The sequence below is a fragment of the Salibacter halophilus genome (assembly GCF_008806325.1).
Lineage (GTDB): Bacteria > Bacteroidota > Bacteroidia > Flavobacteriales_G > Salibacteraceae > Salibacter > Salibacter halophilus.
The window spans coordinates 77,191-100,331 of sequence record NZ_WACR01000005.1 but is presented as its reverse complement, the minus strand read 5'-3'; the positions used below and the strand labels follow the sequence as shown (position 1 = coordinate 100,331).

Genomic DNA, 23,141 nt, shown 5'->3' with positions numbered 1-23,141 from the left:
CGAAATATTTAGACTAATGACATTTCATCAGTCATTTCAATTCAGATAGAACTAAACCTGAGGAGGCCGAAAAAGGGAATCTAAATAACCTGATTTGAGGTTTTGAATTGGCATTATGCTGTTTGTAGCTCTGTAAGAGATCGGTTCATCAAATGTTTTCATTTCAGGAACTGAGACATCTATGAGGCAGCAATGACAATAACAAAATGGAGAGCAATCATCTACTGAGTGGGGAAGATGGTGATCGTGATTGCCAATAGGATTCATATGTGCCACGTTTTCCTCATCCTGCAAACCAATTGCATGGTCAGAACAAGGGATGAATGCAACGAGTAATAAATAAGCACTTAATATGATCGCCAATACTTTCACGATCACAAATTTAAAATATTTGATGAAACAGGTTTAGCGATCATCTTCATCAAATAAATGCGTGAATTTACGCGTGTATTTGATGATGAGGTAAATGATGACACCAACAATAGCAGCAGTGTAAATCCACGCTTCAAAAGTAGCTTTTCCGTAAATTCCGTAATCGTGTACGGCTCTGAAAACGGCAAATACGATGAAGATAGCTGCAAAACCATTTTTCTCTTTTTTGATCACCTTTTTCCATGTGAAGTCGAGATCGCTTGAACGGTAGGCTGATAGTTTTGGGACAAATGCCGGAACATCCTTTGACCAGTTGAGGTAGGCTTCTTTGAATTTTCCTCTCAGGAATTGTTCCTCAGCATACATGATTCTTTCGTAATAAACCCAGTAGAAAAGGATGAATGCCAGGACAAACCAGAGGTTTTGAGTCATTAAGGCCGGACCTAACCACATGAAAAAGTTACCAACGTAAAGCGGATGACGAACAGTTGAGTAAATACCTGAAGTATTGAGGTGATCTGCAACCTGACCTTCAGAAGTATTTCGACCTGAAGTGTTTTTTGCTGACTGACCAATCGTGATCACACGAATGAAGAAACCGATAAATGCTACTACGATACCGGTTATTTCTAGCCCGTTATAACTAAAAGGCCAATGCGAGTCGAGTCCTTTATTTGCCTGAAAGTATATTTGTATTAGTGCTACGAGCAGCACGATCAATGGGATGTAACTTCTGTTTTTAAATAGAAAATCTCCCTGTGATTTGAATTCTTCCTGTAATGCCATTGCTTATTAGATCTGTAAAAAGGCTGTAAAACTACTATGTATTTTTTCATTTGGAGTAAGAGAAAATCAAAAAACTTTTAACCTGTTCATTAGTTAGGAATTCAATCGCTGTGTTTTGTAACCTGAGTTCGATTTATAGTTTAGGATTCAAACCACATATAAATAGTGAGTTTCGACTAAAAGCAAGGAAAGTATAGCGGGCTATATTGACGAGCTTTTAGGAAGAAAATGGCTGTTTATATGTGGGGTTTCCAAAGAAGCCACTAATACTGCGTTTCTTTTGCTCAATTTAGCCCGCTAAATTTTCGCAAAAGAGCCTTGTCTAATGGCTTCTTTGAATATTTGAATCTATAAATAATAATCGAACTCAGGTTTGTAGTGTTACAGGAATCAGGCAGTTTAAAACAGGGTTTACGTTTAAAATGGTTTTTATTAATCAAACTATAACCTTTATTTATGGGAAACGCTTTTAAAATAAGTTGTGAACATATAAGTTTGTGGTGAGTTAATAATTAAACAACCAATAAAATATAAATATTATGGCATTTGAACTTCCAAAATTACCTTACGATTACAATGCATTAGAACCACATATTGATGCTCAAACAATGGAGATACACCATTCAAAGCACCATGCTGGTTACACGAAAAAACTAAATGCAGCAATCGAAGGTAGTGATTTAGCAAACAAAAGTATCGAAGACTTATTAGCAAACCATGTAGATAACACAGCCGTTCGCAACAACGGTGGCGGTTTTTGGAATCACAAATTGTTTTGGGAAGTGATGTCTCCAAACGGTGGTGGAGAACCATCAGGAGATATTGCAAACGCAATCAACGAACAATTTGGATCATTTGACAAATTCAAAGAAGAGTTTTCAAATGCAGCCGCTACGCGTTTTGGATCTGGTTGGGCATGGTTATGTGTTCACAATGGTGGTAAATTAGAAATTTGCTCAACACCAAATCAAGATAATCCACTTATGCCAAACTCTGGCTGTGATGGAGAACCCATTTTAGGTCTTGATGTGTGGGAGCACGCTTATTACCTCAAATACCAAAACAAACGTCCAGATTACATCAACGCATTCTTTAATGTGATTAACTGGGACGAAGTGAACAAACGTTATAACGACAATAAATAATTTGTCGGGTTATAAGTTTCATAGTTGATATGATAGAGCCGGTTCTTATTGAGAATCGGCTTTTTTAATGTCTTAGAAAAACGATTAATACGTGTAGAACCGAATATTCTTTTCGTTTGATAGTTTTTTGATATCAGCCGTTTTGCGTTCGTGCTTTTCTTTGATTTCTCTCACGATAATCGCCTGTATAGCATTAGGGTGTGCTATGATCACACTCTCAAAAATATTGACATCGTGTTGTGCTGTATCGCCAACTAAGAGCCAGCGTTTTTCAGGAAAGTAGCTAATAAGTCTTTCTATCGATTTTACTTTATGGTTATTGTGCAGCTTCTTTCCCTGCTTGGTGAAAAACTCAGAGAAGTGGGTAATGATAGAGTTGAGGAGGTAAACTCCTCGCGGCAGCTCATTGACATCAAAAAAGTCGATCAGGAAATCGTAAAGATTCCATTCACTGTTTGAGAGATAGACAAAAAAGTTGGGTGTGTTACCTCTGTTTTCCAGTTGCCATATTCTTTCCAGCTCACCGATGTTTGAAACAGCTCTTCGCGAGTGTGAATTGTTGACGAGCAGTGTGTATAATTTCCTCAGGTTGTAAGCAGAGTGTGAAACGAGTAATGAATCGTCAATATCACTGATTACGCCAACTCCATTATCTTTCGCGATGTAATATTCTCCATGAAATTCACGATCAGAACCGGAAAAAGTAGCCGAATAGGAGTGCCAACCTTCACGTTCGTGTTCGATTGGAATTTCGAGTTCGAAATACCCTGATTCATCGCTTTGTGTCGTGAATATTTTGGATCTGACCGAAACAGTTATTTCAGTATTTTTAAAAATAGTGGGTGCAAACCTGCGGATGTTGTTGATGATATTACGGAGTTTACTGCGTTTGCGGTCGTGCCTGCGCACAGGGTATTTTTTGAAGGCGTGACCGCAGATGAAAAGTTTTTTCTTTGATCCAAATCCTCTATGCAGTAAAATCGTATTCAATGTTGTAAGTTCGGTTTTTAATATTGGCCTATGATCTATTTGGTTGTCATCAATCCCGTTTCTGGGGATTCTAATAAAAAATCGCTCACTTATTTTTTGCAGGAGCAGGCGCAAAGTAAGGGTTTTGATTTAGAAATCTTTGAAACAACCGGGAATAACGACTACGAAAAGCTCAAAGAGCAGGTCGATTTTGTGATGCCCGATAAGCTTCTCGTGGCTGGTGGTGACGGCACATTACTGATGGCAGCTGAGGTAGTTAAGAATAAAGAAATTCCAATAGGATTGTTTCCTCTTGGCTCTGCAAACGGAATGGCTGCAGAGCTCGACTTGCCTTCAATGATGCCCAATATTCCCATTCTGGATCAACAGTCTTTTAAAAGGGCCTGGAAGATCATTGAAGATGGTCATTCTGTGAAAGTTGATATGGTTCGTATCAATGGAAAATACAGTATTCACTTGGCTGATGTGGGGTTAAATGCCGAAATCGTGAGGGGATTTGACGAGTCTGATTCTCGTGGTTTTGCAACATATGCTCATCAGTTTTTTCAAAAATACACGAGCAGGAAAGCATTTAATTATTCGGTCAGAACCAATGACGGCCGGCTCTACAGCGGAGAAGCTTACATGTTGAGTATAGCCAATGCTCGTATGTTTGGTACGGGAGCTATAATCAATCCCAGGGGAAATGTTAGTGACGGAACAGTTGAGTTGTGTGTTATTAAAAAGGCTTCAGCATTGTCGATCTTAAAATCGGCAGGTTCAATTATAACCGGAAATGTGGAGTACGATGCTGATCAGGTTGAAATTATATCCGTCAAAAAGGCGAGTATCGAATTAGAGCCTGCACAATCTTTCCAGATAGATGGCGAGTTGCAGAAACCAGTATCAAAAGTTGATGTGAGTATTTTGCCTTCAGTTGTTGAGGTCTATTGCAGCAAAGAATTTAAAGATCAGGCGTAACCGTGTTCTTTGAGAACAGACTTTCTTCCAACTTCACGTGTTATGAAGTCCTTTTCTAGTTTGAGTCCGCGAGCCGGAGAATACTCTCTACCGTAAAAGATGATTTGTAAGTGAAGCTTGTTCCAAATGTCTTTTGGAAATAATCGCTTTGCGTCTTCCTCAGTCTTTTTGACGTTTTTCCCGGTTGATAATCCCCAGCGATACATCAACCTGTGAATGTGTGTATCGACCGGAAAAGCCGGTTCACCAAAAGCCTGTGCTACAACAACCGATGCTGTTTTGTGACCAACTCCAGGAAGTTCCTCTAGTTCCTTGAGGGTTTTGGGGATCTGACCGTTATACTTCTCAACCAGAATTTGAGAGAGTTTGTGAATGTTTTTTGATTTGGCTGGTGCTAATCCGCAAGGTCGAATGATATCCTCAATTTCCTGAGGAGATAATTTCACCATATCAAAGGGATTATCAGCCCGCTTGAATAGAGCAGGAGTAGTTTGGTTTACGCGTTTATCAGTCGATTGAGCAGATAATAAAACAGCGATTAATAAAGTATATGGATTTTGGTGTTGGAGCGGAACAGGAGTCTCAGGATAGAGCTTCTCCAGTTCCTCAGCTATATATTGGGCTTTCTCTTTCTTTGTCACAAATAGTGTTTTATTGGCCTTGCATCATTTGTTGAGCTTCTTCCATAGAAATTTTCTCATATTCTGATGGAACTACAAAGTTATCATCATCTATTTTCTTTTTCTCAACTTTAACTGCAGTTAAAATCATTTCCATTCCCTGATTACTCATTTCGTAGGACAGAGGAAACCCTTTGAGCTTTTTACCGAGTTGATTTTGAGTGTTTGCTTTAATTTTATCTGTTACCCAGGCAATAGCAACATTTTCATCATGAATTATTTCTACTTTCTTACACTCGTAACCCACAATTTCTTTTGTTTCGTCAAGGTAGTTTATTTGATAATCCTGGTTGTTTTCTTCAGTGTTTACTACAATACATTTTTTGGAGCCCATGATGTCAAGTAGCTGATAAGTTTTGCCTTTTTCACCATCTACAATTGTCACCATTTCTCCAGCCATTGGAGAGGTTATCACGGTCCTTACCATTTTTCCTTTTATGTAAGAAACAGATTTTTTGGGCATCATTGACTGTACAGACTCACTCTCACCAGGAGCTTCGATTTTAAACTCGATAACACCTTCAAAAGTTTGAGAAATGGCAACTCCAGTAAAAAAAATTGCGAAAAGAGATAACACTATATTTTTCATGTCGTTTGTTTTAAACGAAGGTACTAAAATGCCATTAAATGCTTTTAGTAACTTGCTTTTTCCACAGAGCGTTTATGATAACTATTTGAGCATAATAAGCTCCAATTACTTGTCAATAAAAATGATAAGTATAGTTTTGAAGTTGGAGAAAGAAGGCCTTTAATTAAAAATTATAAGGAAAGCCAGAGGAACACATGATTAACTACAGGTTCTCGAGGAAGGTAAATCGCGACTTTTCAAAAACGCTTCGCAAGCGCGTCAATAATTATTTTAAAGAAAACGAACTCAGTAGAAATGGCAACACGAATATGGCTGTTAAGTCAGTATTTGCCCTGTCATTTTATATCGTTCCGTTTGTGGTTATGCTCACGAGCGGAATTTACGATTTGGTGTTTTTATTTTCAATGTGGGTTTTGATGGGAGTAGGAACAGCGTTCATCGGCATGTTAGTGATGCACGACTCTCTTCACGGTTCTTACTCCAAAAACTCGTGGATGAATAAACTCATGGGTTTTTCAACATTTATTATTGGTATGAGTCCGCTGATTTGGCATCTCCAGCACAATGTATTGCACCACTCTTTTACAAATATTGAAGAGGCAGATGAAGATATTGATCCGCGTTTTGTATTGCGTTTTTCTGAGCACCAACCATTGAGATGGTTTCATAAATACCAACACATTTATGCGATGTTTTTTTATTCACTATCAACTGTGTTTTGGGTTTATATCAAGGATTTTGTCAAGTTATTTCAGTATCGCGAAAAAGGATTGATCAATAAAGGAGCTGAATTTCAAAAGGTATTTGCAACGATTATCATTAAAAAGTTGCTGTATTTGGCCCTGATCATTGGGTTACCTGTTTATTTTTTACCGGTTTCGGTCGGAACCATCATCTTGATGTACCTGGCTATGCACGTGACCACCGGAACGATTTTGAGTCTTATTTTCCAGCCTGCTCATGTTACTCCTGAAGCTGAATTTTACGATTTACCCGAAAATGAAGTAGAGGAAAACTGGTACGTGCATCAGTTGAGAACAACTTCAAATTATGCGATTAACGCACCGGTTTTTTCATGGTTTGTTGGCGGACTCAATTATCAGGTAGAGCACCATTTATTTCCCAATGTTTGTCATATTCATTATCCTGCAATCTCTAATATTGTTCAGGAAACAACCAAAGAGTTGGATTTGCCTTATTATCATCAGCCTTCATTTGCTTCAGCTGTTAAGAGCCACTTTCTTCACTTGAAGAAAATGGGGAAGGGGTGATTTTATTAGTCTTAATTTATTCTTTGATGACTCTAAAAGTGCTGCTTTTTAGGTTGTTGTGAAGTTTTATAAAATAGAGTCCATCATTCAATTGTGAAAGATTGATGCTTTCTTTTGTGACTCCATTTTTTACTTGAAGGCCTTTTGCATCATAGATCGAATACTTAAAACTCGTGTTTTGAGTATTTGAAGAGACGTAAATTCGATCCTTTGTAGGATTTGGATAAATTTCCCATGATTCTTCCTGTCGATTTTTTCCATCAACACTCAAGGCTTCGCATTCAAGATCATTGATTCTTTTCCAAATGTCATTATTGAGAATGAATGGAACTAGGGAATTATCAGGTGCTTCACCCATTCTGATCCAAACCATATTTTCAGAAGGAACTACATTGATGAATTGTCCGTTAAGTCCCATTGCAGAATACATATCATCAGGTGCATCAGGGTTTTTACTACCTTGAAAAACCTGTTTAGACTGAGGTATCATGAAAGATTCTTTGCCATTAAGCCACCACAAGTATCCGTATGATTTATTCAGGTTTTGAGTAGTGTTTACCATGGAGTTGAAGTAGTTTGAGTCAGTCATGATTTGGTTTCCGTTCCAATTTCCATTGTTTAATGCTAGTAAACCAAACCTTGCCATACTTCTTGCAGTACTTATATAAACCTTGTTGTAACCCTGATTGATAAATAGACCATCCATGCCAATAGGGTTTTTAAGTTTTTGGTTGATATAAATATTAAATCCAGTACCGGTTGCACTTTCTAATACATCTGCTAAGAGTGTGTATGGAGCATTATGGTAAGCCCATCTGGTTCCCGGTTCTGATAGATATTGTAAACAACTATCTTCTGTACAAAATGGATCTGATACATTATCATCTAATCCAGTTGTCATCGTTAGCTGATTCCAAATTGTAATCTTCTCTTCCTGTTGAGGTGTGCAACTTGTCCATCCCTGTCCCAGATGTGTTGAGGTAGTATCAGAAATTGATAAGTAACCTTCTTGTTGGGCAATACCGATCATAAATGCTGTAATCGTTTTACCTGCAGAAGCCCAATACCAGTTCGATGTGGCAGAATGTCCATTGGCATAATGTTCCAGTACGATTTTGCCATCTTTAAGTAAAATGAATGCTTTGGTGTTATTGATGTTCAAAAAAGCGTACAGACTATCGATTTCATTTTGACACCAATTTAAACTAGATGGATCAGTTGTTTCCCATTCATTTGAATTAGCTGGAGGGAAGTAAGTTTGTGCGTAAATATATTGGGAAGCCAATAATAGTGCCAATAAGACTTGTATAGTTTTAGTTTTCATCTGATTGGTAAAGTTCGTAATCAGAGCTAAAGTACTATTTTATAGTATAGCACCTGTGAAATATGGGACCTGATACGGGATGATAATAGAAATACAAACTATCACCCGAAAACCTAAAAGACGGAGGATGGTATTCTATATCTGAAATCAACTTTCCATTTCTATAAGTAAGTTCAAAAGACTTTTTAGAACCAGTAAGTGTGGGGTCAAATTTTGCAACAACTAACGAGTCATGTTCTTCCTTTTTTAGCGTAACTACCACATCATTTGTATCATGACTTAATGTGTCATTATTGTCATCATAGGAACTATAAACGTATATGCCCTCATAGTCACCTACAATTTTATCTCTGTAATCAACAGTTTCAATGGCTTTAGGTTTTTTCTCATCTTTTTGACAAGAAGTCAAATAAATCAAAAAGGATAACAAGAATACTAGATGCTTAATTTTTACTTGGTTCTGAAGATGACATTTAATTTCCATATTAATCAGTTTTTACTATGAGAATATCCTTTTCGCTTTCTGCCTCTGTATTGGTATAGCCACAAAGAGCATAACCTCCATCATTAGTTTGAATGATATCATTGAATTCTTCAAAATGAGGTCCACTGATTAACCTTACAAAGCTTTCACAGTCAGAACCAGAAAGCTTGAGGTTTTTAATGCCAGAAGATAGGTTATTCTCAGATTTACTTTCTTTCTCACACCCATATAAGCAAAAAAGAAAGCAAATTCCCAGAATCAAGAAGAATGATGGCTTAATGTCTTTTTTAGTTAATTGATTATAAACTTAACAAGTTTATTACACAATTCAAATTACCATCTAAAAATCATGATTTTTCTTGAACTTAAAATAATAGACTATCTATAATATTGAAAAGACTCTTCTTCAATATATAATGAAGAATCTATTCTACTCACTACTGTTTGAAGCTCGTGCTTTTTTGCTATGTACATATCATAACCAACTCCGGTATCAATTGATAGCTCAATAACCTGATCTTTATTATTGTTGATACTTTGCTGAATCAAATTCTGGATTGTGGTAATTCTTTTCGCTTTTTGACCATCAACTGATACGATACCATCTTTGTGAAGTTTAATGGTAGTAAAATTAGAAGCATCTATTAATGAAACAGTTGAAGAGTCTCCTTCGAGTACATAAGTTATCGTATTTACAGAATCAGCAGCCAATAGCCTTTGCATTTCTTCAATGATACTCATATCCTGATTTCTTTTAGCTTCTATTATGACATGATTAACATCTCCGTTTATGCGAGCATATGTACTGAGCTTTTCCTCGAATCTGTTGAGCTTGATAAGATTCTTATTGAAAAGTATGGTACTGTCTGATAATACTTTTATTTCAGGTTTAAGATGAGTGCTATTAGTTTTAGATGAACAAGAAAATAGACTCAATGTGAGCAGAATAAAGAAAGCTGATTTAATCATCCATTTGATAATCTTATTTATTTCTGAGCTGTTTCAACCATCATTCCACTCCCTGTCAACCTCTAAATCATGCAGCCAGTGGTGAAGTTCTTCAAAGGCTTTTTGGCGTACATCGGGCGGACTCAAAAATACATCGTGCATTGCGTTTTCAATTTCAACGCGTTTTACATTTTCTCCCAATCTCTCGCTATACTTGCGTATATCGTTCACATTCAATACAGCATCTGCTTGCTGGAGATCTTTACTCCAACCTGAAATTTTGAAAATACTGTGATCGCTGTGGATAACCAAAGCCGGCATTTCGAGATGCAAGCCGCGTCTCAATCTTTTTTGTGCTCGATAAACTGCGTAAACCCAGCCGAAATACACATTGAATCCTTCAATCGGTTTTAGGCTGGTGTCGTACTCCCATTCGCCATGATGCGCTTTGTTGATACTCTGACCATAACATTTTGAGAACTTAGCAGGCAATTGCTTGTATGGGAAAAACTTTCCGGTGTTAGTAATGGCGGGAAGCAACAAGCGCTTCATCCAGTTGGGATATGGGAAAGCGAAGAATGGGCTGTTCAGGAAAAGTGCATCAACCAGTTTCCCTTTCGGATCCTCTGCCACAAACAGCGGAGTAATGAGTCCGCCAGTGGAGTGACCGTTGAGCAGGAGGAAATTGTGCTCTGACCGAATAATTTCTACAGCTTTTCCAAGTTCCTCGTAATATTCTGTAACTGAACGTGCAAAGTTGGGGCGTTGGTGATCCATAATGGACCTGCCGTGTTTGCGCAAATCGAGTGCATAAAACGCATATCCCTCATCGTGGTAAAAATGGGCGAGGTGTTTTTGGAAATAGTAATCGGCAAAGCCGTGTACGTAGAGGACCGCTTTTTCGTGACTTGACGATGGCGTATAATGGACCAACACGGCTTTTGCGTGGCCCTCGTAATCGTCTTTTAACTCTATGTCACGGGTCGAAAAATCTTCAAATTCCATCATCTTTCAAGAAGGCGTAACAATCAAATTTACGACATTTTTAGTCGTTGGGTAACACTTCGTATTCAAAAGTTACACGATCATCGTGCCCCAGAGGATAGGCGTGATGTTTTTGCGGACCGCGAATACCTATATGAAAAACTGTTTGCGACCCAATGTGCTTTTCAGTTAATTCAATGAGCTGCACATTGTTGGTACTCCATTTTGACGGGTAAATGCGATAACTCAAATCCTGGTCTTTTGGGTCTTTTCCTGTGATGACAAATTCGAGCGTATCTCCAGGATGTAACGTGAGTCCGGTTTTGATTTTTTTCGGTTTGCCCGGTACCCAAATATTGCCCAGGTTGTCGCGCACACTTTCAATCTTAGGAAAGCCTTTTTTGTTTCCGTCTTTCCAGCTGCGGTACACCACAATGCGGTTTCTGATAAAACCGGAGATTCCCAGGATCAAGTGCTTTTGATGAGTGAGTAAGGCTCGTTGATGACTATCAGTGTCGTAGTAGCGATAAAGGGTAGAGAGATAAATGCTGAGCGTATCCCAATCGCCAAACGCCACTTCAAAATCACCCTTCCAGTTTTTTGAAATAATCGTTTTAAGATCAATGATATTGGTATTATTGATGAGCCTGTTTTCATCCTGGATAGAGATTTTTCGCTCATCATTCGCATCTTTTTCTTCCTCCAACAACCTGATGCGTTCACTCGATAAACCGCTGTTGTGGATCCAGTCCTCACCGTGCTGTTGTTCCATAATCATGGAAACAAAATCACGCAGCGTGGATTCAGTATCCAAAAGTATTTGCCTTACATCCATGGTTCAAAGTAATGCAAATTTTGGGATGTTATTCTTAACTTTTGCCCATGAAATGGCAAATTCTTCTGTTGCTCTTGTTTTTCGGTCAGATCCATGTCACCGCACAGGACGAGTGTCTTAGCGGAAACTGTGAAAACGGCTACGGCAAATTGAAATGCGAATGCGGGTACATTTTTGAAGGACAATTCAAGGATGGCGAAAAGGTGAGCGGAAAAATGATCAAAGAAAACCTCGTTTACGAGGGCGATTTCAAAAATGACATGGCCCACGGAAAGGGGAAAATCACTTTTGCCGATAGCAGTTGGTATCGAGGCGACTTTGCTTTCAGTCAACCAGATGGAGTTGGTGAGTATCACCTCGCTAGCGGAGACGTTTACAAAGGCGAAATGAAAGCCGGAAACTTTCACGGGGAGGGCGTAAGAACAAATGCCAAACAATCTGAGTATTACCGCGGGAAGTTTGTAGAAGACGAATTTGTAAGTGGCGTTCACTTCTTACAGAATCAGCTCTACGAAGCCGGATCATTTCGTGACAAAGAATTACATGGATACGGCATCAGACAGAATTTAGCTGATTCAACCACACAAATTGGAGTCTTTAAACGCGGGAAATTCAAAGACGGACAGGAATTTGAGTTTTTGTTGATTGATAAAGCAGGCCTGAATAAGAGTTTAGACTAATTATTCAATAATTGACCGAATTATGATTTTCCTTTAAGTCTTTACTGATTTCTGACATTCGATTAGAGTGATAAGCAACTGACATTATTAATGTAATTATCAAAATAATAAAAGGCTCAAATATCCAATGTTTTGCTTTTATCCATTTTCTATAGATTATCATGTTGAAGACTAACAGGATGAGAGCAGTGCAGATTATCCAATTAATATCATTACCGCCAGCCTGCATAAATCCAACTTGCTTTAGAACATCATCATGAGGCCCATCGAATTTTAAATTTGCGATATTTGCATATCGTTGATTTTGAAGGTAGATGAGAGTGATTATTGTAGCTGCATTTAAAAGAAGTGTAATTGCTTTTCTTTGAATACTGACTTTGTTCATATTGACATTATTAAATCAGGAAGTTAAGTGTGACAAGGAATATTAATCCAAGAATAATCAGTAATAAAACTATGAGATAAATCTTATTCTCCTGTTCCGATTGAATATTTATTACTTTTTCTGAAAAAGTGTTTCCCTGCGAAATATCACTAATATTAATTTTTTCTACTTCCTGTTCCTGAGCTAACTTGTATAGCAGTTTTTTTTTATATCCGTTTACTTCAAACGTGTGAAGCTTAGGCAAGCTGGAATGTTTGAATTTGTAAGGGATGTCAGCTAAACTGGTATTCGTGAAGCCATTACTTGAGTAGTTAGTTTTGTGAAACCTAATCGAAGATAAGTCAAACTGATCTTTAGCTTTTCTATAATCAAAGCGATAGTGAACCTCTTTTGAGCTTGAACGAATATGCTTTTCAAGGTTCCCCATAAATTTAATGCAAATGTTAAATCGTTAAGTCAGGAATGTGCTAATAATATTTAAAAATATGAGGCAGATTTTTTAATTTGATTAAACTTTTCTATCAATTTCTTAGCCTCATATTCACTCAATACACCGCCAATATAATACTTATTCGTTTTAGTACCAACCTTAAATTTACCTAACATAACTGTATACTGCACTAATGAATGTGAGGTATCCGATCTCCAGTCATTTAGGTCAAGAGTGATCAATTCAAGGTTTCCTAACTGTTTTGTTACACCAAGATTAAAGAGTGTCCTTTTGATAAATGATTGCTCTTTAGAAAAGTATATTTCTTCTTTCCCAAAAAAATAATAGAGAAGAAGTATGAAAACGTATATAGCCATTAAGAAAAAAGCTAAAGCAAAAATAAAGGACAATACTTGAATTATTATTGGATGATTTGAAGCTCTTGAATAAACATCTGTTATGAAATAATAAGGATATATACATTGCAGGATCATAACCAGTAAAATGAATAAGGTTCTGAGAGGAGTCCTTTTAATAGGTAGAATTAGATGAATATCCTTCATGATCTACACAATATATAACACTTCTTATCTTATTCCCAGAGCAGGCAAACACTTCACTTTATGGTAAGTGAGTGTCGCGTTGATGCATTGTTTTAATTCTTCTACAGGAAGTTCATCTTCGAGTTGAAAGATAATAGCTCGTTTGCCATCGTATTGGAAATTTTTCCCAAAAACCATTTTGAATGTTTCTACGAGTCTGGTCGTACATTGAAAGTAGAGGGCATATTGTTCAGGTGATTTTTGTTTCCAGTCCATTCGTAAGGTGCTACCATGCTTTGTCACAAAGCTGGGTTCGCCCCATTTGAGTGTTTCTTCGATCTCGTCAATATCTTCGTTTTCTGATGCTGTGTCTATAATCAGCTTTCTCAGAAATAACATTTTGTCACGAACAGAATCGGGATAGTTAGAAAAGACTGTGTCAACTTTTGGGCTAGTGGTTATAGAAAGAGCTTTCATTTACTCAGCTTCCGTTTCACCTTTTTGTTCTTGCTGTGCCTGCTGTTGAGCTTGTTGTTGGCGTTGTTGTATTTGTTGCACTACGTAGTTCTGGTAAGATCTGTGTTGATCGGTTCCAAAAAAGTAGAGCAAGCCTTTCATCGGATCTACACGCTTGTAGCCTTTTATGATGTGTAATCTGTTGAAGTTCTTGTCTAAGACGACAAAAGAAGGGTAGGAGAGTTGGTTGTTGAGCAATGAAGCGGCAAACATATGCGTACTCCGCTTTCCGTTCGGCTTTGGGTTCACGAAAGTGTATCCGTCAAAAATGACAGTATCTTTTCGTTCGGCATCGAACTTAACTGCGTAAAAGTTTTCGTTCATCGCTTTGATGATCTCAGGATCTTTAAAAGTGGTTTGATCCATTTTTTTACACCATCCGCACCAATCGGTGTAGAGGTCGATGAAGATCTTTTTGGGCTCTTCCTCCATCTTTTTAGAGGCTTCCTCCCAGGTTAGCCAGTTTATTTGGCTCTGACCGAAACCGAAAACGGTAAAAAACAATAGAGTTGTGAGTGTAGTAAGTGCTTTATTCATTACAGTTTAGATTCAAATGATTCCTGATAAGCTTCCCATTTTTGGTCTTTATATGCTTCATCTACGACAAAGTGCAAAATAGGCTCTATTTGCTTTGGACGCATAAAACCCTGAACGGGTGTAATTATGTTAAAATCCTTATCCATATACACAACAGTAGGATATGCAATTCTGCCGTTTACATTGGCAATTGCTCTGGTGAGTTGATGAGTACCATTTCTGCCGCGTTTGTTGGGATCGTAATTGGGATTTTCAAATGTCTTACCGAGGATATTTACTGGTTCAGGACCTTCAGCATTGAACTTGACAGCATAAAAGTTTTTATTGATGTAAGAAGCAATTTGCGGGTTGCTAAAAGTGCGAGCTTCCATCATTTTACATGGTCCACACCATTTGGTGTAAACATCTACAATAACTTTACGGGGCTCTTCTTTCATGGCTTTTTTGACTTCTTCAAATGACATCCAATTTACCTGTGCCATTGAAACAGAGCTCGCTAAAACGAATAGAAGTGAAAATATTTTTGCTTTCATGTGTTCATGTTTTGTTTTCAGGGTCATGTGGAACTCGTCATGTTTGATCATTCCTTGAAATGAAAATGACTCGTTTCATAACCTCAAATTTATGATTAACAACGGAGAAATAAAGGATGATTGCCTGTTAATACTTCGATTAACTCCAAATTAACAGCGCTTTTAGTGGATTCCGTTCATCCATTTTCTAAGCTGAGGCACTAACAAGACGAGTAAAATAGCAGAGGCTGCCACTACAAAAACACCCCAAATCAAATAAGTGTCTGTGTAAACAGCCAGGCTTTCCATTATGCTCATTTCCTTATCAGTATCTTCACTTGCTGTCAGCTCTCCAATGAGTCCGGCCATTTTATTGGCCAGCGCCATCGAAAGGAACCAGGCGCCCATTACAAACCCTACTGCTTTAGCCGGAGACAATTTAGTGATCATCGACAAGCCAACGGGCGAAATACTCAATTCTCCGGTTGTGTGGAAAAGGTACATGATTACCAAAAATAAAACTGGCATGAGGCCATCATCGGCAAAGAATTTGGCTCCCAGGACAAGTACTGCGAATCCCAAAGCGAGCTGACTCAATCCCAAAACAAATTTCATTGGTGTTGATGGTTCGGCTCCTTTTTTACTCATTTTTCCCCACATCCAGCTAAAAACCGGAGCGAGTAGAATAATGAAAAGAGAGTTGAAAAATTGGAAAATCGAAGCAGGTATTTCAGATCCAAAAACCACTCGGTCAACATTCCGCTCAGTGAACAATGTGATCGATCCGCCAGCCTGCTCAAAAAGTGCCCAAAACATTGCGTGAAAAACGAAAAGTACCACGACAACCAAAAGTCTTTGCCCGGCAACTTTGCTCTCCATTGCAAATGACTGCACAATGAGAACACCTAAAATCCCCAGACTCAAAAAGATCAAAATATAAGTCATGGCTTCGCTGTAGCCCAGCATAAACGCACAAATTGGCACAACAGCTATTGTCGCAATTGTAGTGAGCATTTGCTGTGTCTTGATTTTTTGAGGAAGTGTTGTTGGAGTAGGAGAAGTTTCACTTTCAGAGCCCTCGTCCTCATCATCTGCGTTGCTTATCGTGCTCGGGAGGATTCCCTTATTGCCAAAGGCGTTCTGACCAAAAATCACAAAAACGAGTAAACCCAGGAACATGCCTATTCCCGCAAGTCCGAATCCGTAATGCCAGCTTATCGTTTGACCGACATATCCACAGGTTAAAATCGATAAAAACGCCCCGATGTTTACTCCCATGTAAAAGATCGTAAACCCCCCATCTTTGCGCGAATCATTTGCTGTGTAGAATTTCCCTAAAAAGGAAGATACATTGGGTTTGAAGAGTCCGTTACCCACGATGATCAAAGCGAGCGAAAGAAAGAAGAGCATCATGTTTCCCTCGAAGAACATGCCTTCAAGAGCGAGCGAAAAGTGACCAAAGATCATGAGTATTCCGCCCAGAATAATCGCTTTTCGAAAGCCGTAGATCTTATCGGCAACAATACCTCCAATTACGGGAAACAGGTACACCATAGCGGTGTAAGAGCCGTAAATTCCCAGCGCTTTTGTATCAGCTGCAGACTGTGACAATTCAGCGAACAACACCTGCACCATGTAGAGCGTGAGCAGGGCGCGCATGCCGTAGTAGGAAAAACGTTCCCACATCTCGGCAAAAAAGAGGATGAACAGTGCTTTTGGATGTGTGTTCTTATTGGAATAAATAATGGCGGGTATCCATATTAAAACGAATACCCAGCCAAATATCATGATCCAATAAGTCAAATCCATACGATCTGATTTTTATTTGTCGTCATCTTCCTTATCAGCAACCTCAAAGCCTTCCTGCTCTTCGTGAGCTGAGCCTTTACGAGTCTCTTCAGCTCCGTGAGTGAGTTTCTTGAGTTTCTTGAGGAACATAATCAATAGAATGCCAAATCCTGCTGTGAAGACAAATATCATCAGGAAGGTTTTGAATTCTCTCTTGTTCTCGAGTTCGAATATTTGGACTTCAGCCTTGTAAGCTTTAATCGGTTCGTCAACTTCTTCTTTCTTGTCTTCGTCCTGCTCGAATTTGATAATGGCAGTCAGATCCTTTTCATCAGATTCATTGACGCGAGTCCTAATTGTTTCGATGTTTTCCTCATCGAGAACGATAAATTCGCTCAGGTTCTGACCGTCTTTGTTGACCTGAATTTGGTTTTGATTAACAATGGTCAGATCCCCGTGAAGTTCGAAGTTATGACCTTTCTCGATCATTGTGTCAGCCACAAACTGAGTGAGTTGATCTTTTTCAGCTTTCACCTCAACTTTGATCGGTTCAGCCTGAGCAGATTCTCCAATAGCTCCGGCCAGCTTGTTTCCTAGCCCGGTTGCAGCGAAGTAGAAGCCCATCATAATGGACACGTATTTTGCGGGAGCCAATTTCGTGATAAACGATAGTGCTACTGGAGAGGCAGAAAGTTCACCAAGTGTGTGGAAAAGGTAGGCGAGGATAAGGAAAATCAACATTCCCTTAGCGCCAACTTCAGTTCCGGCTTGTTGTGAAGCAATTGCCATGAAAATAAAGCCGATCCCCATGATGATCGTACCCATCGACATTTTGAGAATAGATGAGGACTCTTTGCCTTTGTGTTTCCACCAAACCCAAAAGTTTGCTACCGCGGTTCCGAATAGGATAATAAACGCAGCGTTCACAGCCTGAAATGCCGATGCCGGAATTTCATATCCGAGAACTACACGGTTGATCTTTTCTTTTGTGTAAATGTTCATGAGACCACCGGCCTGCTCAAATGCTCCCCAAAAGACAATTACGATGAGGAAGGAGATGAGTATAACCGTCATTCGGTCACGTTCAATCTGATTGATATCCTGGTAAATAACCATGATAACACCAATACCAAAACTCAATGCGATAGTCAGGATTCCGTATCCTATAACACCTTCAACAGCAATCAGGTAAACACCCAAACCGATAATAGCGAGAGTTACGTAACGAGATAGTGGATGTTCAAAGATTTGCTTGAGCATATTGCTCGGCTTTTCTTCTTCTCCGGCTTCATTGGTTTTGATAACAGATTCCGGTTTTTCACCAATTCCTTCGAGGTATTTTTGCCCTGCCATGAATACAATTTGTCCCAGTGCCATACCGATTCCGGCTAATCCAAAGCCGTAGTGCCAGCCAATTGTTTCACCGATGTAACCAACGAGAAGTGATGAAGCGAGCGCTCCTATGTTAATCCCGATGTAGAAAATAGTAAAACCTTTGTCTCTTCGCTCGTCACCCTGGCCGTAGAGTCCGCCAACCATGGTAGAGATATTTGGTTTTAATCCGCCAACACCAAGTATAATGAGGATGAGGCCCGTATAGAACGCCCACATTTGTTCAACAGCCAAAATTCCGTGACCGGCACAGAGTAGGAGTCCACCGTAGAGCACTGTTTTCTTTTGTCCGATCCACTTATCAGCGATAATACCACCCGGAATGGACATTACATAAACCAACATGGTGTACCAACCGTAAAGAGCAAGTGCATCTGCTTTTTCCCAACCTAAACCTGGGTTTTGATCAGTTGCAGAAGTATAAATGTAAAGTACCAAAATGGCACGCATCCCGTAGTAGGAGAATCTTTCCCACAACTCTGTGAAAAAGAGAATGTAAAGTCCCATTGGATGGCCAAAAAGCTCTTTGCGTTCTATCTTGTGTGCTCCTTCGTTCATTAGAATTGTTATTACCTTGGTTTGTGAATTGTTTCAAAAATGACGGGCCGAATATAGGTATTCTTAAAGATTTTCTTCTAACCAGTTCGTAAACTTGTCGTACAGGTGGTTGCGTGTATTTCCACCGTAAATGCCGTGATTGCGATCGGGGTAGACGTAGAGATCGAACTGTTTATTGGATCTGACCAGTGCGTTGATCATCTCTGCAGAGTTTTGAAAATGAACATTGTCATCGGCTGTTCCGTGAACGAGTAAATAGTTTCCTTCGAGCTCACCTGTAAAGTTGATGGGGGAGTTGTTATCGTATCCATCTTCGTTTTCCTCGGGTGTTTGCATGTATCGCTCAGTGTAAATGCTGTCGTAATATCTCCATGTTGTTACCGGAGCAACGGCAATTGCAGCGTCAAAATACTTGCTTCCTTTTGTGATGGCGAGTGAGCTCATGTAACCGCCAAAGCTCCAACCCCAAATCCCGATGCGTTCATCGTCAACAAAATCTTGTTTTTCGAGGTACTTTACGGTTTCGATGTAATCTTCAAGCTCGAGTTTACCGAGTTGCTTGTATGTCGATTTTTTGAAATCAACTCCACGTGCACCTGTTCCGCGGTTATCTACAGAGATTACGATGTAGCCTTTTTGAGCGAGCATTTGGTGCCACATGTAATTTCCGCCACCCCATTCGTCAGTAACAGTTTGTGATCCCGGACCTCCGTAAATATTGATCAGAACCGGGTATTCTTTCGTTGAATCAAAATCTATCGGTTTGATGATAGAGGCATTGAGTTCGTGCCCTTTTTCTGTTTTAAAACTGAAAAACTCTTTGTTGGATAAAGCGTACTCTTTCAGTCTGTTTTTGAGGTTCTCACTGTCTTTCAGAACCCTGATTTCATCGCCATTTGCGTTGTTGAGCGTAATGTAGTTTGGAGAGTTGGCAGTGCTGTAAGTATTGATGAAATATTTCATTCCCTCGCTAAACGAAGGAGCATTCCAACCATCCTGACTGCTTATTTTTTGTTTGCGTTTACCATTGAGTTTGATGCGGTATACATCGCGCTTCATCGGACTTTGCTCAGCAGAGCGGTAGTAGAGGTAACCGCTTTCTTCATCGATTCCATAAAAATCTGTCACTACCCAGTTTCCTTGTGTAATAGCTTTTGCCTCACCGTCTTTCAAGCTCACTTCATACAAATGATTGAAACCGCTCTTTTCAGAACTCATGATAAAAGACTTTCCGTCTTTGAGGAATGTCCAGTCGTCAGTTATTGAAATGTAAGTGTCGCTTTCCTCTTCATATATCATCTTCTCTTTACCGTCTTTTGTACTTATAGTTTTGATTTTGAGTTGATTTTGGTGTCGGTTGAGGCTCTGAATAGCAACCAGATTGGGATCTTTTGTCCACTTGACACGTGGGAAGTACTCCGTATATGGTTTATTGGTCTCAGCGATTTTCTTTGAATCACCATTTTTGAGATTGTAGAGCTTGATTTGAACATTACTGTTTCGTTCACCGGCTTTTGGATATTTGAATTTGTAATCCTCAGGATAGAGGTTACCCTGATACATTGCCATTGAGAATTCTCTCACATGTTCTTCATCGAAACGGTAATAGGCAATGTGCTTACCATCGGGCGACCAAAAGAATGCTTTGTCGAATGCGAATTCCTCTTCGTAAACCCAATCAGTTCCACCGTTGATTATTTTGTTCTTTTCACCGTCCTCAGTAGCCTGAGTTGTTTCACCTGACTCAATATCGTAAATGTATAGATCATTTTCAGCTACATATGCTATTTTATCTCCTTGTGGTGAGAATGTAGCAAACTTCTGCTTTGCATCACTGGGTAGCTTTGTGAGGTCACCGGATTCAAGGTCATATATATAGTTGTATTCTTTAGTAGAGTGGCGGTAAATTTGTTCAACTTCAGTTTTGAGTAATAATTGAGCTTCATCGTTTGAAAAGCTGTATCCACTGAAAAGAAAATCCTCTTTTTCAAGATCAGAGGTGGAGAAGAGGGTATCAACTACCTCACCATTCTTGTAAGCGTATTTTACGATGTGCAATCCATCTTTGCTTCTGTCAAGCGTAGTGTAGTGAATTCCGTCATTCATAGACTTTAAACCCCACACGTAATCTTGCCTGAACATTCCTTTTAGCCAGATGTCACTGTTTTTGATTGCTTTGTCCTGTGAAAATGCGATCGTAGATAATACTGTTGCAAGAACAGCAGTCGTTATAGCCTTTATATTCATTTCCAAAATATTTTTGCGCAATATAATAGTTTGAGTTGAAAAGCGAGTAAATTTAGCCTAACTCAAACATATTGTTGGACTAAACAATTTTTTTAAATTGTACACTATTAATGTGGAGTCCAGATAAAAACAGCTTTAGTATTGTCGTAACCTATGCTGCTATTGGTTGCGTTTACATACTTCTCTCAGACTATGTAGGTGAGTTGCTATTTCCCCAGCTACATGGCTACGGTCTTTTTCAAACGATTAAAGGCTTATTTTTTGTCATTACCACGGCATTACTACTATTGATTTTAATAAGAAATTTTACTGGTCGCATTGAGCATTCCAATAAACAATACCGCTATTTCTTTCAGAACCATCCTAACCCTATTGTGATCTACAACACGAATACGCTTGAAATTGTAAATGCAAATAGAGCTAGCTTATCATTTTTACAAGGAACCAAAGAAGAAGTGATAGGCATTGGGATTAATGAATTTCTCGATCACAAACAATATGATCGTTTCAATGAAGTGGTGAACATTGCAAGGACGAAATCGAAATACAGATCATTAGGGTGGAGGATTCACAAATTAAATGGTGAAACTGCAGAAGTCTCAATCGTTTCGCACTCGGTTACACACGATTCTGATAATGTTGAACGATTGATCATGGTTGAGGATCTGACCGAAAAAATAAGAAGTCAAAGAAAATTGCAAAAAAGCCAGGAACGTTTACAGCAGGTTCTCGATGGAATCGATTATGCTATTTGGTGGGATTCGAGCGCTGATGATGGATTTTTCTATGTAAGCCAGGCTGCTGAAGATTTATATGCTCAGGATATTGAGATTCTTGAAAATGATCCAATGTACTGGTACAAGTATATTGTTGATGAAGATAAGCACAAGATGGATAAAGCCCTTGATGAGTTTCAAAAACACACAACTTACCAAAAAGAAATCGTTTACAGAATCAAGGATGAAATAGGTAACATTAAATGGGTGTCAAACAAGGTTTGGAAGAGTATGATTAATGGAAACCCTACTTTCCGTGGAATCACCATTGATATTACAGATCAAATTAACTACAAGAAGGAGAGAGAGGCTTATATCAAACAGATTGAGAATTATGCATTTTCAGCTTCTCACGAATTGCGCAAACCTATTTCCAATATTTTGGGTCTTACGACTTTACTCTTTGAAAACATTGAGGATAAAGAAAAAGCCACGCATTATGCGCAGCTTTTGCAAGAGAGTGGTGATGAGCTCGATGAATTAACAAAGCGACTCATCAATGATTTAGAATATACGCAACGCAAGCAGGTTGATTAACCTCTCATTGCACTCCAGTTGCCCTGCATATAGTCAGTTGATTTTACAACAAACAGAGGCATATTAGATTTTACTAGTGTTTCTTCATCCTGATTTCCCCTCAGTCTGCTAATCAAACCGGGATCGTGGTGGAATACTTTAGCAACTAAGTCTGCATCAATTTTATTGGCAAAGTTTACAACAACACTAACTTCGTCATCACCTTGCAAAATGGCTTCAGTGTATCTCACACCGTACTCCTCAAATTGTTTTTTCAGTTGATTCATGAATATTTTGAGATCTCTGCGGTCTCCGTCAGTCATGTCAACATCCAATCCGATAAGGTGAATCGTTGCTCCTAAACGTTGAGCCAACCTGATTGTAGCAAATGTTTTTTGCCTGGCATAATCCCACAAATTCAACGGGAAAACAATATCCTTGAGATCTTTAAGCGTTTCGTCTTCCTTAATCGCTAAAACGGGTAGCTTAGTGCCGCGAACAATCTTCATGATGTTGGGACCAAAGAAACGGTCGAGTCCTTTTTTGACTTCATAACCAACAACAAAGTAGGCAGGAGCCAATTTTGTCACTTCCTTATTGAGTTCTTCCACAATATCACCGCCACCGTCAACAACATTGAATTTAACTACGATATCACCTAATTGATCTTTTACCTGATCAACCATTTTAGCCATTTTCTTGTCAGCAGTTACTTCAGTTTCAGAATTTTCTAGAAGTACATGTACAAGGTGAATTTCTGCGTTTAGCTTTTTAGCCAAAGCAATTGACTCTTCAAACGCATGTTGGGCTATTGAGGTAAAATCAGTGCAAACTGCAATTTTGTTTGTGTCTTGTGTGCTCATTAATCTAGGTTTAATTCAAGAATCGTTTCGA

At 38.9% G+C, this 23,141-nt stretch carries 25 protein-coding genes; 5 read left to right on the top strand and 20 right to left on the bottom strand.

Translation table 11 applies throughout. From position 1 onward, the window contains the following. Window positions 1-51: 51 nt before the first annotated feature. Both F3059_RS06680 and F3059_RS06675 read right to left on the bottom strand, forming a co-directional pair. Window positions 52-372, bottom strand: a complete 321-nt coding sequence (locus F3059_RS06680) for a DUF6660 family protein (protein ID WP_151167494.1) — start codon at window positions 370-372, stop codon at window positions 52-54. 33 nt (window positions 373-405) lie between these two features. Beyond that, window positions 406-1,158 (bottom strand): methyltransferase family protein, encoded by a 753-nt coding sequence (locus tag F3059_RS06675; RefSeq protein WP_151167492.1) that lies wholly within the window; start codon window positions 1,156-1,158, stop codon window positions 406-408. Window positions 1,159-1,697: 539 nt separating this feature from the next. Between F3059_RS06675 and F3059_RS06670 the strand changes: the two genes are divergently transcribed. After that, the gene (locus F3059_RS06670) at window positions 1,698-2,303 is read left to right on the top strand and encodes a superoxide dismutase (protein WP_151167490.1); all 606 of its coding nucleotides are present in this window, start codon (window positions 1,698-1,700) and stop codon (window positions 2,301-2,303) included. Window positions 2,304-2,387: 84 nt separating this feature from the next. Here the strand turns inward: F3059_RS06670 and F3059_RS06665 are convergent, their stop codons facing one another. Beyond that, entirely contained in the window at window positions 2,388-3,293 is a 906-nt protein-coding gene (locus tag F3059_RS06665) for a phosphatase domain-containing protein (protein WP_170265093.1), read from the bottom strand. Between the two features lie 30 nt (window positions 3,294-3,323). On the opposite strand from F3059_RS06665, the gene F3059_RS06660 reads away from it, so the two are divergent. Continuing rightward, window positions 3,324-4,253 (top strand): diacylglycerol/lipid kinase family protein, encoded by a 930-nt coding sequence (locus F3059_RS06660; RefSeq protein ID WP_151167486.1) that lies wholly within the window; start codon window positions 3,324-3,326, stop codon window positions 4,251-4,253. Here the strand turns inward: F3059_RS06660 and nth are convergent. Both nth and F3059_RS06650 read right to left on the bottom strand, forming a co-directional pair. Next, the gene (gene nth / locus F3059_RS06655; RefSeq protein ID WP_151167484.1) at window positions 4,244-4,894 is read right to left on the bottom strand and encodes an endonuclease III; all 651 of its coding nucleotides are present in this window, start codon (window positions 4,892-4,894) and stop codon (window positions 4,244-4,246) included. The two genes, F3059_RS06660 and nth, sit on opposite strands and share 10 nt — an antisense overlap. A 10-nt stretch (window positions 4,895-4,904) precedes the next feature. Next, window positions 4,905-5,522 carry a DUF4412 domain-containing protein gene (locus F3059_RS06650; RefSeq protein ID WP_151167481.1) on the bottom strand — a complete coding sequence of 206 codons (618 nt, stop codon included), beginning with the start codon at window positions 5,520-5,522 and terminating at the stop codon, window positions 4,905-4,907. 194 nt (window positions 5,523-5,716) lie between these two features. Between F3059_RS06650 and F3059_RS06645 the strand changes: the two genes are divergently transcribed. Further along, on the top strand, window positions 5,717-6,793 hold the full coding sequence (locus F3059_RS06645; RefSeq protein WP_151167479.1) for a fatty acid desaturase family protein: 1,077 nt from the start codon (window positions 5,717-5,719) through the stop codon (window positions 6,791-6,793). Between the two features lie 16 nt (window positions 6,794-6,809). Here the strand turns inward: F3059_RS06645 and F3059_RS06640 are convergent, their stop codons facing one another. From F3059_RS06640 to F3059_RS06620, 5 genes are all read right to left on the bottom strand, one after another. Beyond that, complete coding sequence (locus tag F3059_RS06640; RefSeq protein ID WP_223274558.1) at window positions 6,810-8,090, bottom strand: serine hydrolase; 1,281 nt, start codon at window positions 8,088-8,090, stop codon at window positions 6,810-6,812. Between the two features lie 61 nt (window positions 8,091-8,151). Continuing rightward, window positions 8,152-8,601: a hypothetical protein gene (locus F3059_RS06635; protein ID WP_151167477.1), complete on the bottom strand. Its 450-nt coding sequence runs from the start codon at window positions 8,599-8,601 to the stop codon at window positions 8,152-8,154. 378 nt (window positions 8,602-8,979) lie between these two features. Further along, window positions 8,980-9,570 carry a hypothetical protein gene (locus tag F3059_RS06630; protein ID WP_151167475.1) on the bottom strand — a complete coding sequence of 197 codons (591 nt, stop codon included), beginning with the start codon at window positions 9,568-9,570 and terminating at the stop codon, window positions 8,980-8,982. A 33-nt stretch (window positions 9,571-9,603) separates the two neighbouring features. Then, window positions 9,604-10,557 (bottom strand): alpha/beta hydrolase, encoded by a 954-nt coding sequence (locus F3059_RS06625; RefSeq protein ID WP_151167473.1) that lies wholly within the window; start codon window positions 10,555-10,557, stop codon window positions 9,604-9,606. 37 nt (window positions 10,558-10,594) lie between these two features. Beyond that, window positions 10,595-11,368: a hypothetical protein gene (locus F3059_RS06620; RefSeq protein WP_151167471.1), complete on the bottom strand. Its 774-nt coding sequence runs from the start codon at window positions 11,366-11,368 to the stop codon at window positions 10,595-10,597. Between the two features lie 47 nt (window positions 11,369-11,415). Here F3059_RS06620 and F3059_RS06615 point away from each other — a divergent pair, with 47 nt between their 5' ends. After that, a complete protein-coding gene (locus F3059_RS06615; protein ID WP_151167469.1) occupies window positions 11,416-12,048 on the top strand; it encodes an MORN repeat-containing protein in 633 nt (210 codons plus the stop codon). 4 nt (window positions 12,049-12,052) lie between these two features. Here the strand turns inward: F3059_RS06615 and F3059_RS06610 are convergent, their stop codons facing one another. From F3059_RS06610 to F3059_RS06570, 9 genes are all read right to left on the bottom strand, one after another. Then, the gene (locus F3059_RS06610; protein WP_151167467.1) at window positions 12,053-12,433 is read right to left on the bottom strand and encodes a hypothetical protein; all 381 of its coding nucleotides are present in this window, start codon (window positions 12,431-12,433) and stop codon (window positions 12,053-12,055) included. A gap of 10 nt (window positions 12,434-12,443) precedes the next feature. Further along, on the bottom strand, window positions 12,444-12,860 hold the full coding sequence (locus F3059_RS06605) for a hypothetical protein (RefSeq protein WP_151167465.1): 417 nt from the start codon (window positions 12,858-12,860) through the stop codon (window positions 12,444-12,446). A 50-nt stretch (window positions 12,861-12,910) separates the two neighbouring features. Then, complete coding sequence (locus F3059_RS06600) at window positions 12,911-13,426, bottom strand: hypothetical protein (protein WP_151167463.1); 516 nt, start codon at window positions 13,424-13,426, stop codon at window positions 12,911-12,913. A gap of 24 nt (window positions 13,427-13,450) precedes the next feature. Then, window positions 13,451-13,882: a DUF1801 domain-containing protein gene (locus F3059_RS06595; protein ID WP_151167461.1), complete on the bottom strand. Its 432-nt coding sequence runs from the start codon at window positions 13,880-13,882 to the stop codon at window positions 13,451-13,453. After that, the gene (locus F3059_RS06590; protein WP_151167459.1) at window positions 13,883-14,458 is read right to left on the bottom strand and encodes a thioredoxin family protein; all 576 of its coding nucleotides are present in this window, start codon (window positions 14,456-14,458) and stop codon (window positions 13,883-13,885) included. After that, a complete protein-coding gene (locus F3059_RS06585; RefSeq protein ID WP_170265089.1) occupies window positions 14,458-14,991 on the bottom strand; it encodes a thioredoxin family protein in 534 nt (177 codons plus the stop codon). The genes F3059_RS06590 and F3059_RS06585 overlap by 1 nt, the downstream gene beginning before the upstream one ends. A gap of 162 nt (window positions 14,992-15,153) precedes the next feature. Further along, on the bottom strand, window positions 15,154-16,779 hold the full coding sequence (locus tag F3059_RS06580) for a peptide MFS transporter (RefSeq protein WP_151167455.1): 1,626 nt from the start codon (window positions 16,777-16,779) through the stop codon (window positions 15,154-15,156). Between the two features lie 12 nt (window positions 16,780-16,791). Further along, complete coding sequence (locus F3059_RS06575; protein WP_151167453.1) at window positions 16,792-18,708, bottom strand: peptide MFS transporter; 1,917 nt, start codon at window positions 18,706-18,708, stop codon at window positions 16,792-16,794. A 63-nt stretch (window positions 18,709-18,771) separates the two neighbouring features. Further along, window positions 18,772-20,955 (bottom strand): S9 family peptidase, encoded by a 2,184-nt coding sequence (locus tag F3059_RS06570; protein ID WP_151167451.1) that lies wholly within the window; start codon window positions 20,953-20,955, stop codon window positions 18,772-18,774. Between the two features lie 110 nt (window positions 20,956-21,065). Here F3059_RS06570 and F3059_RS06565 point away from each other — a divergent pair, with 110 nt between their 5' ends. After that, window positions 21,066-22,268 carry a PAS domain S-box protein gene (locus tag F3059_RS06565; protein ID WP_151167449.1) on the top strand — a complete coding sequence of 401 codons (1,203 nt, stop codon included), beginning with the start codon at window positions 21,066-21,068 and terminating at the stop codon, window positions 22,266-22,268. Here F3059_RS06565 and F3059_RS06560 read toward each other — a convergent pair. Then, on the bottom strand, window positions 22,265-23,110 hold the full coding sequence (locus F3059_RS06560) for a universal stress protein (RefSeq protein WP_151167447.1): 846 nt from the start codon (window positions 23,108-23,110) through the stop codon (window positions 22,265-22,267). The genes F3059_RS06565 and F3059_RS06560 overlap by 4 nt on opposite strands. Window positions 23,111-23,141 lie beyond the last annotated feature (31 nt).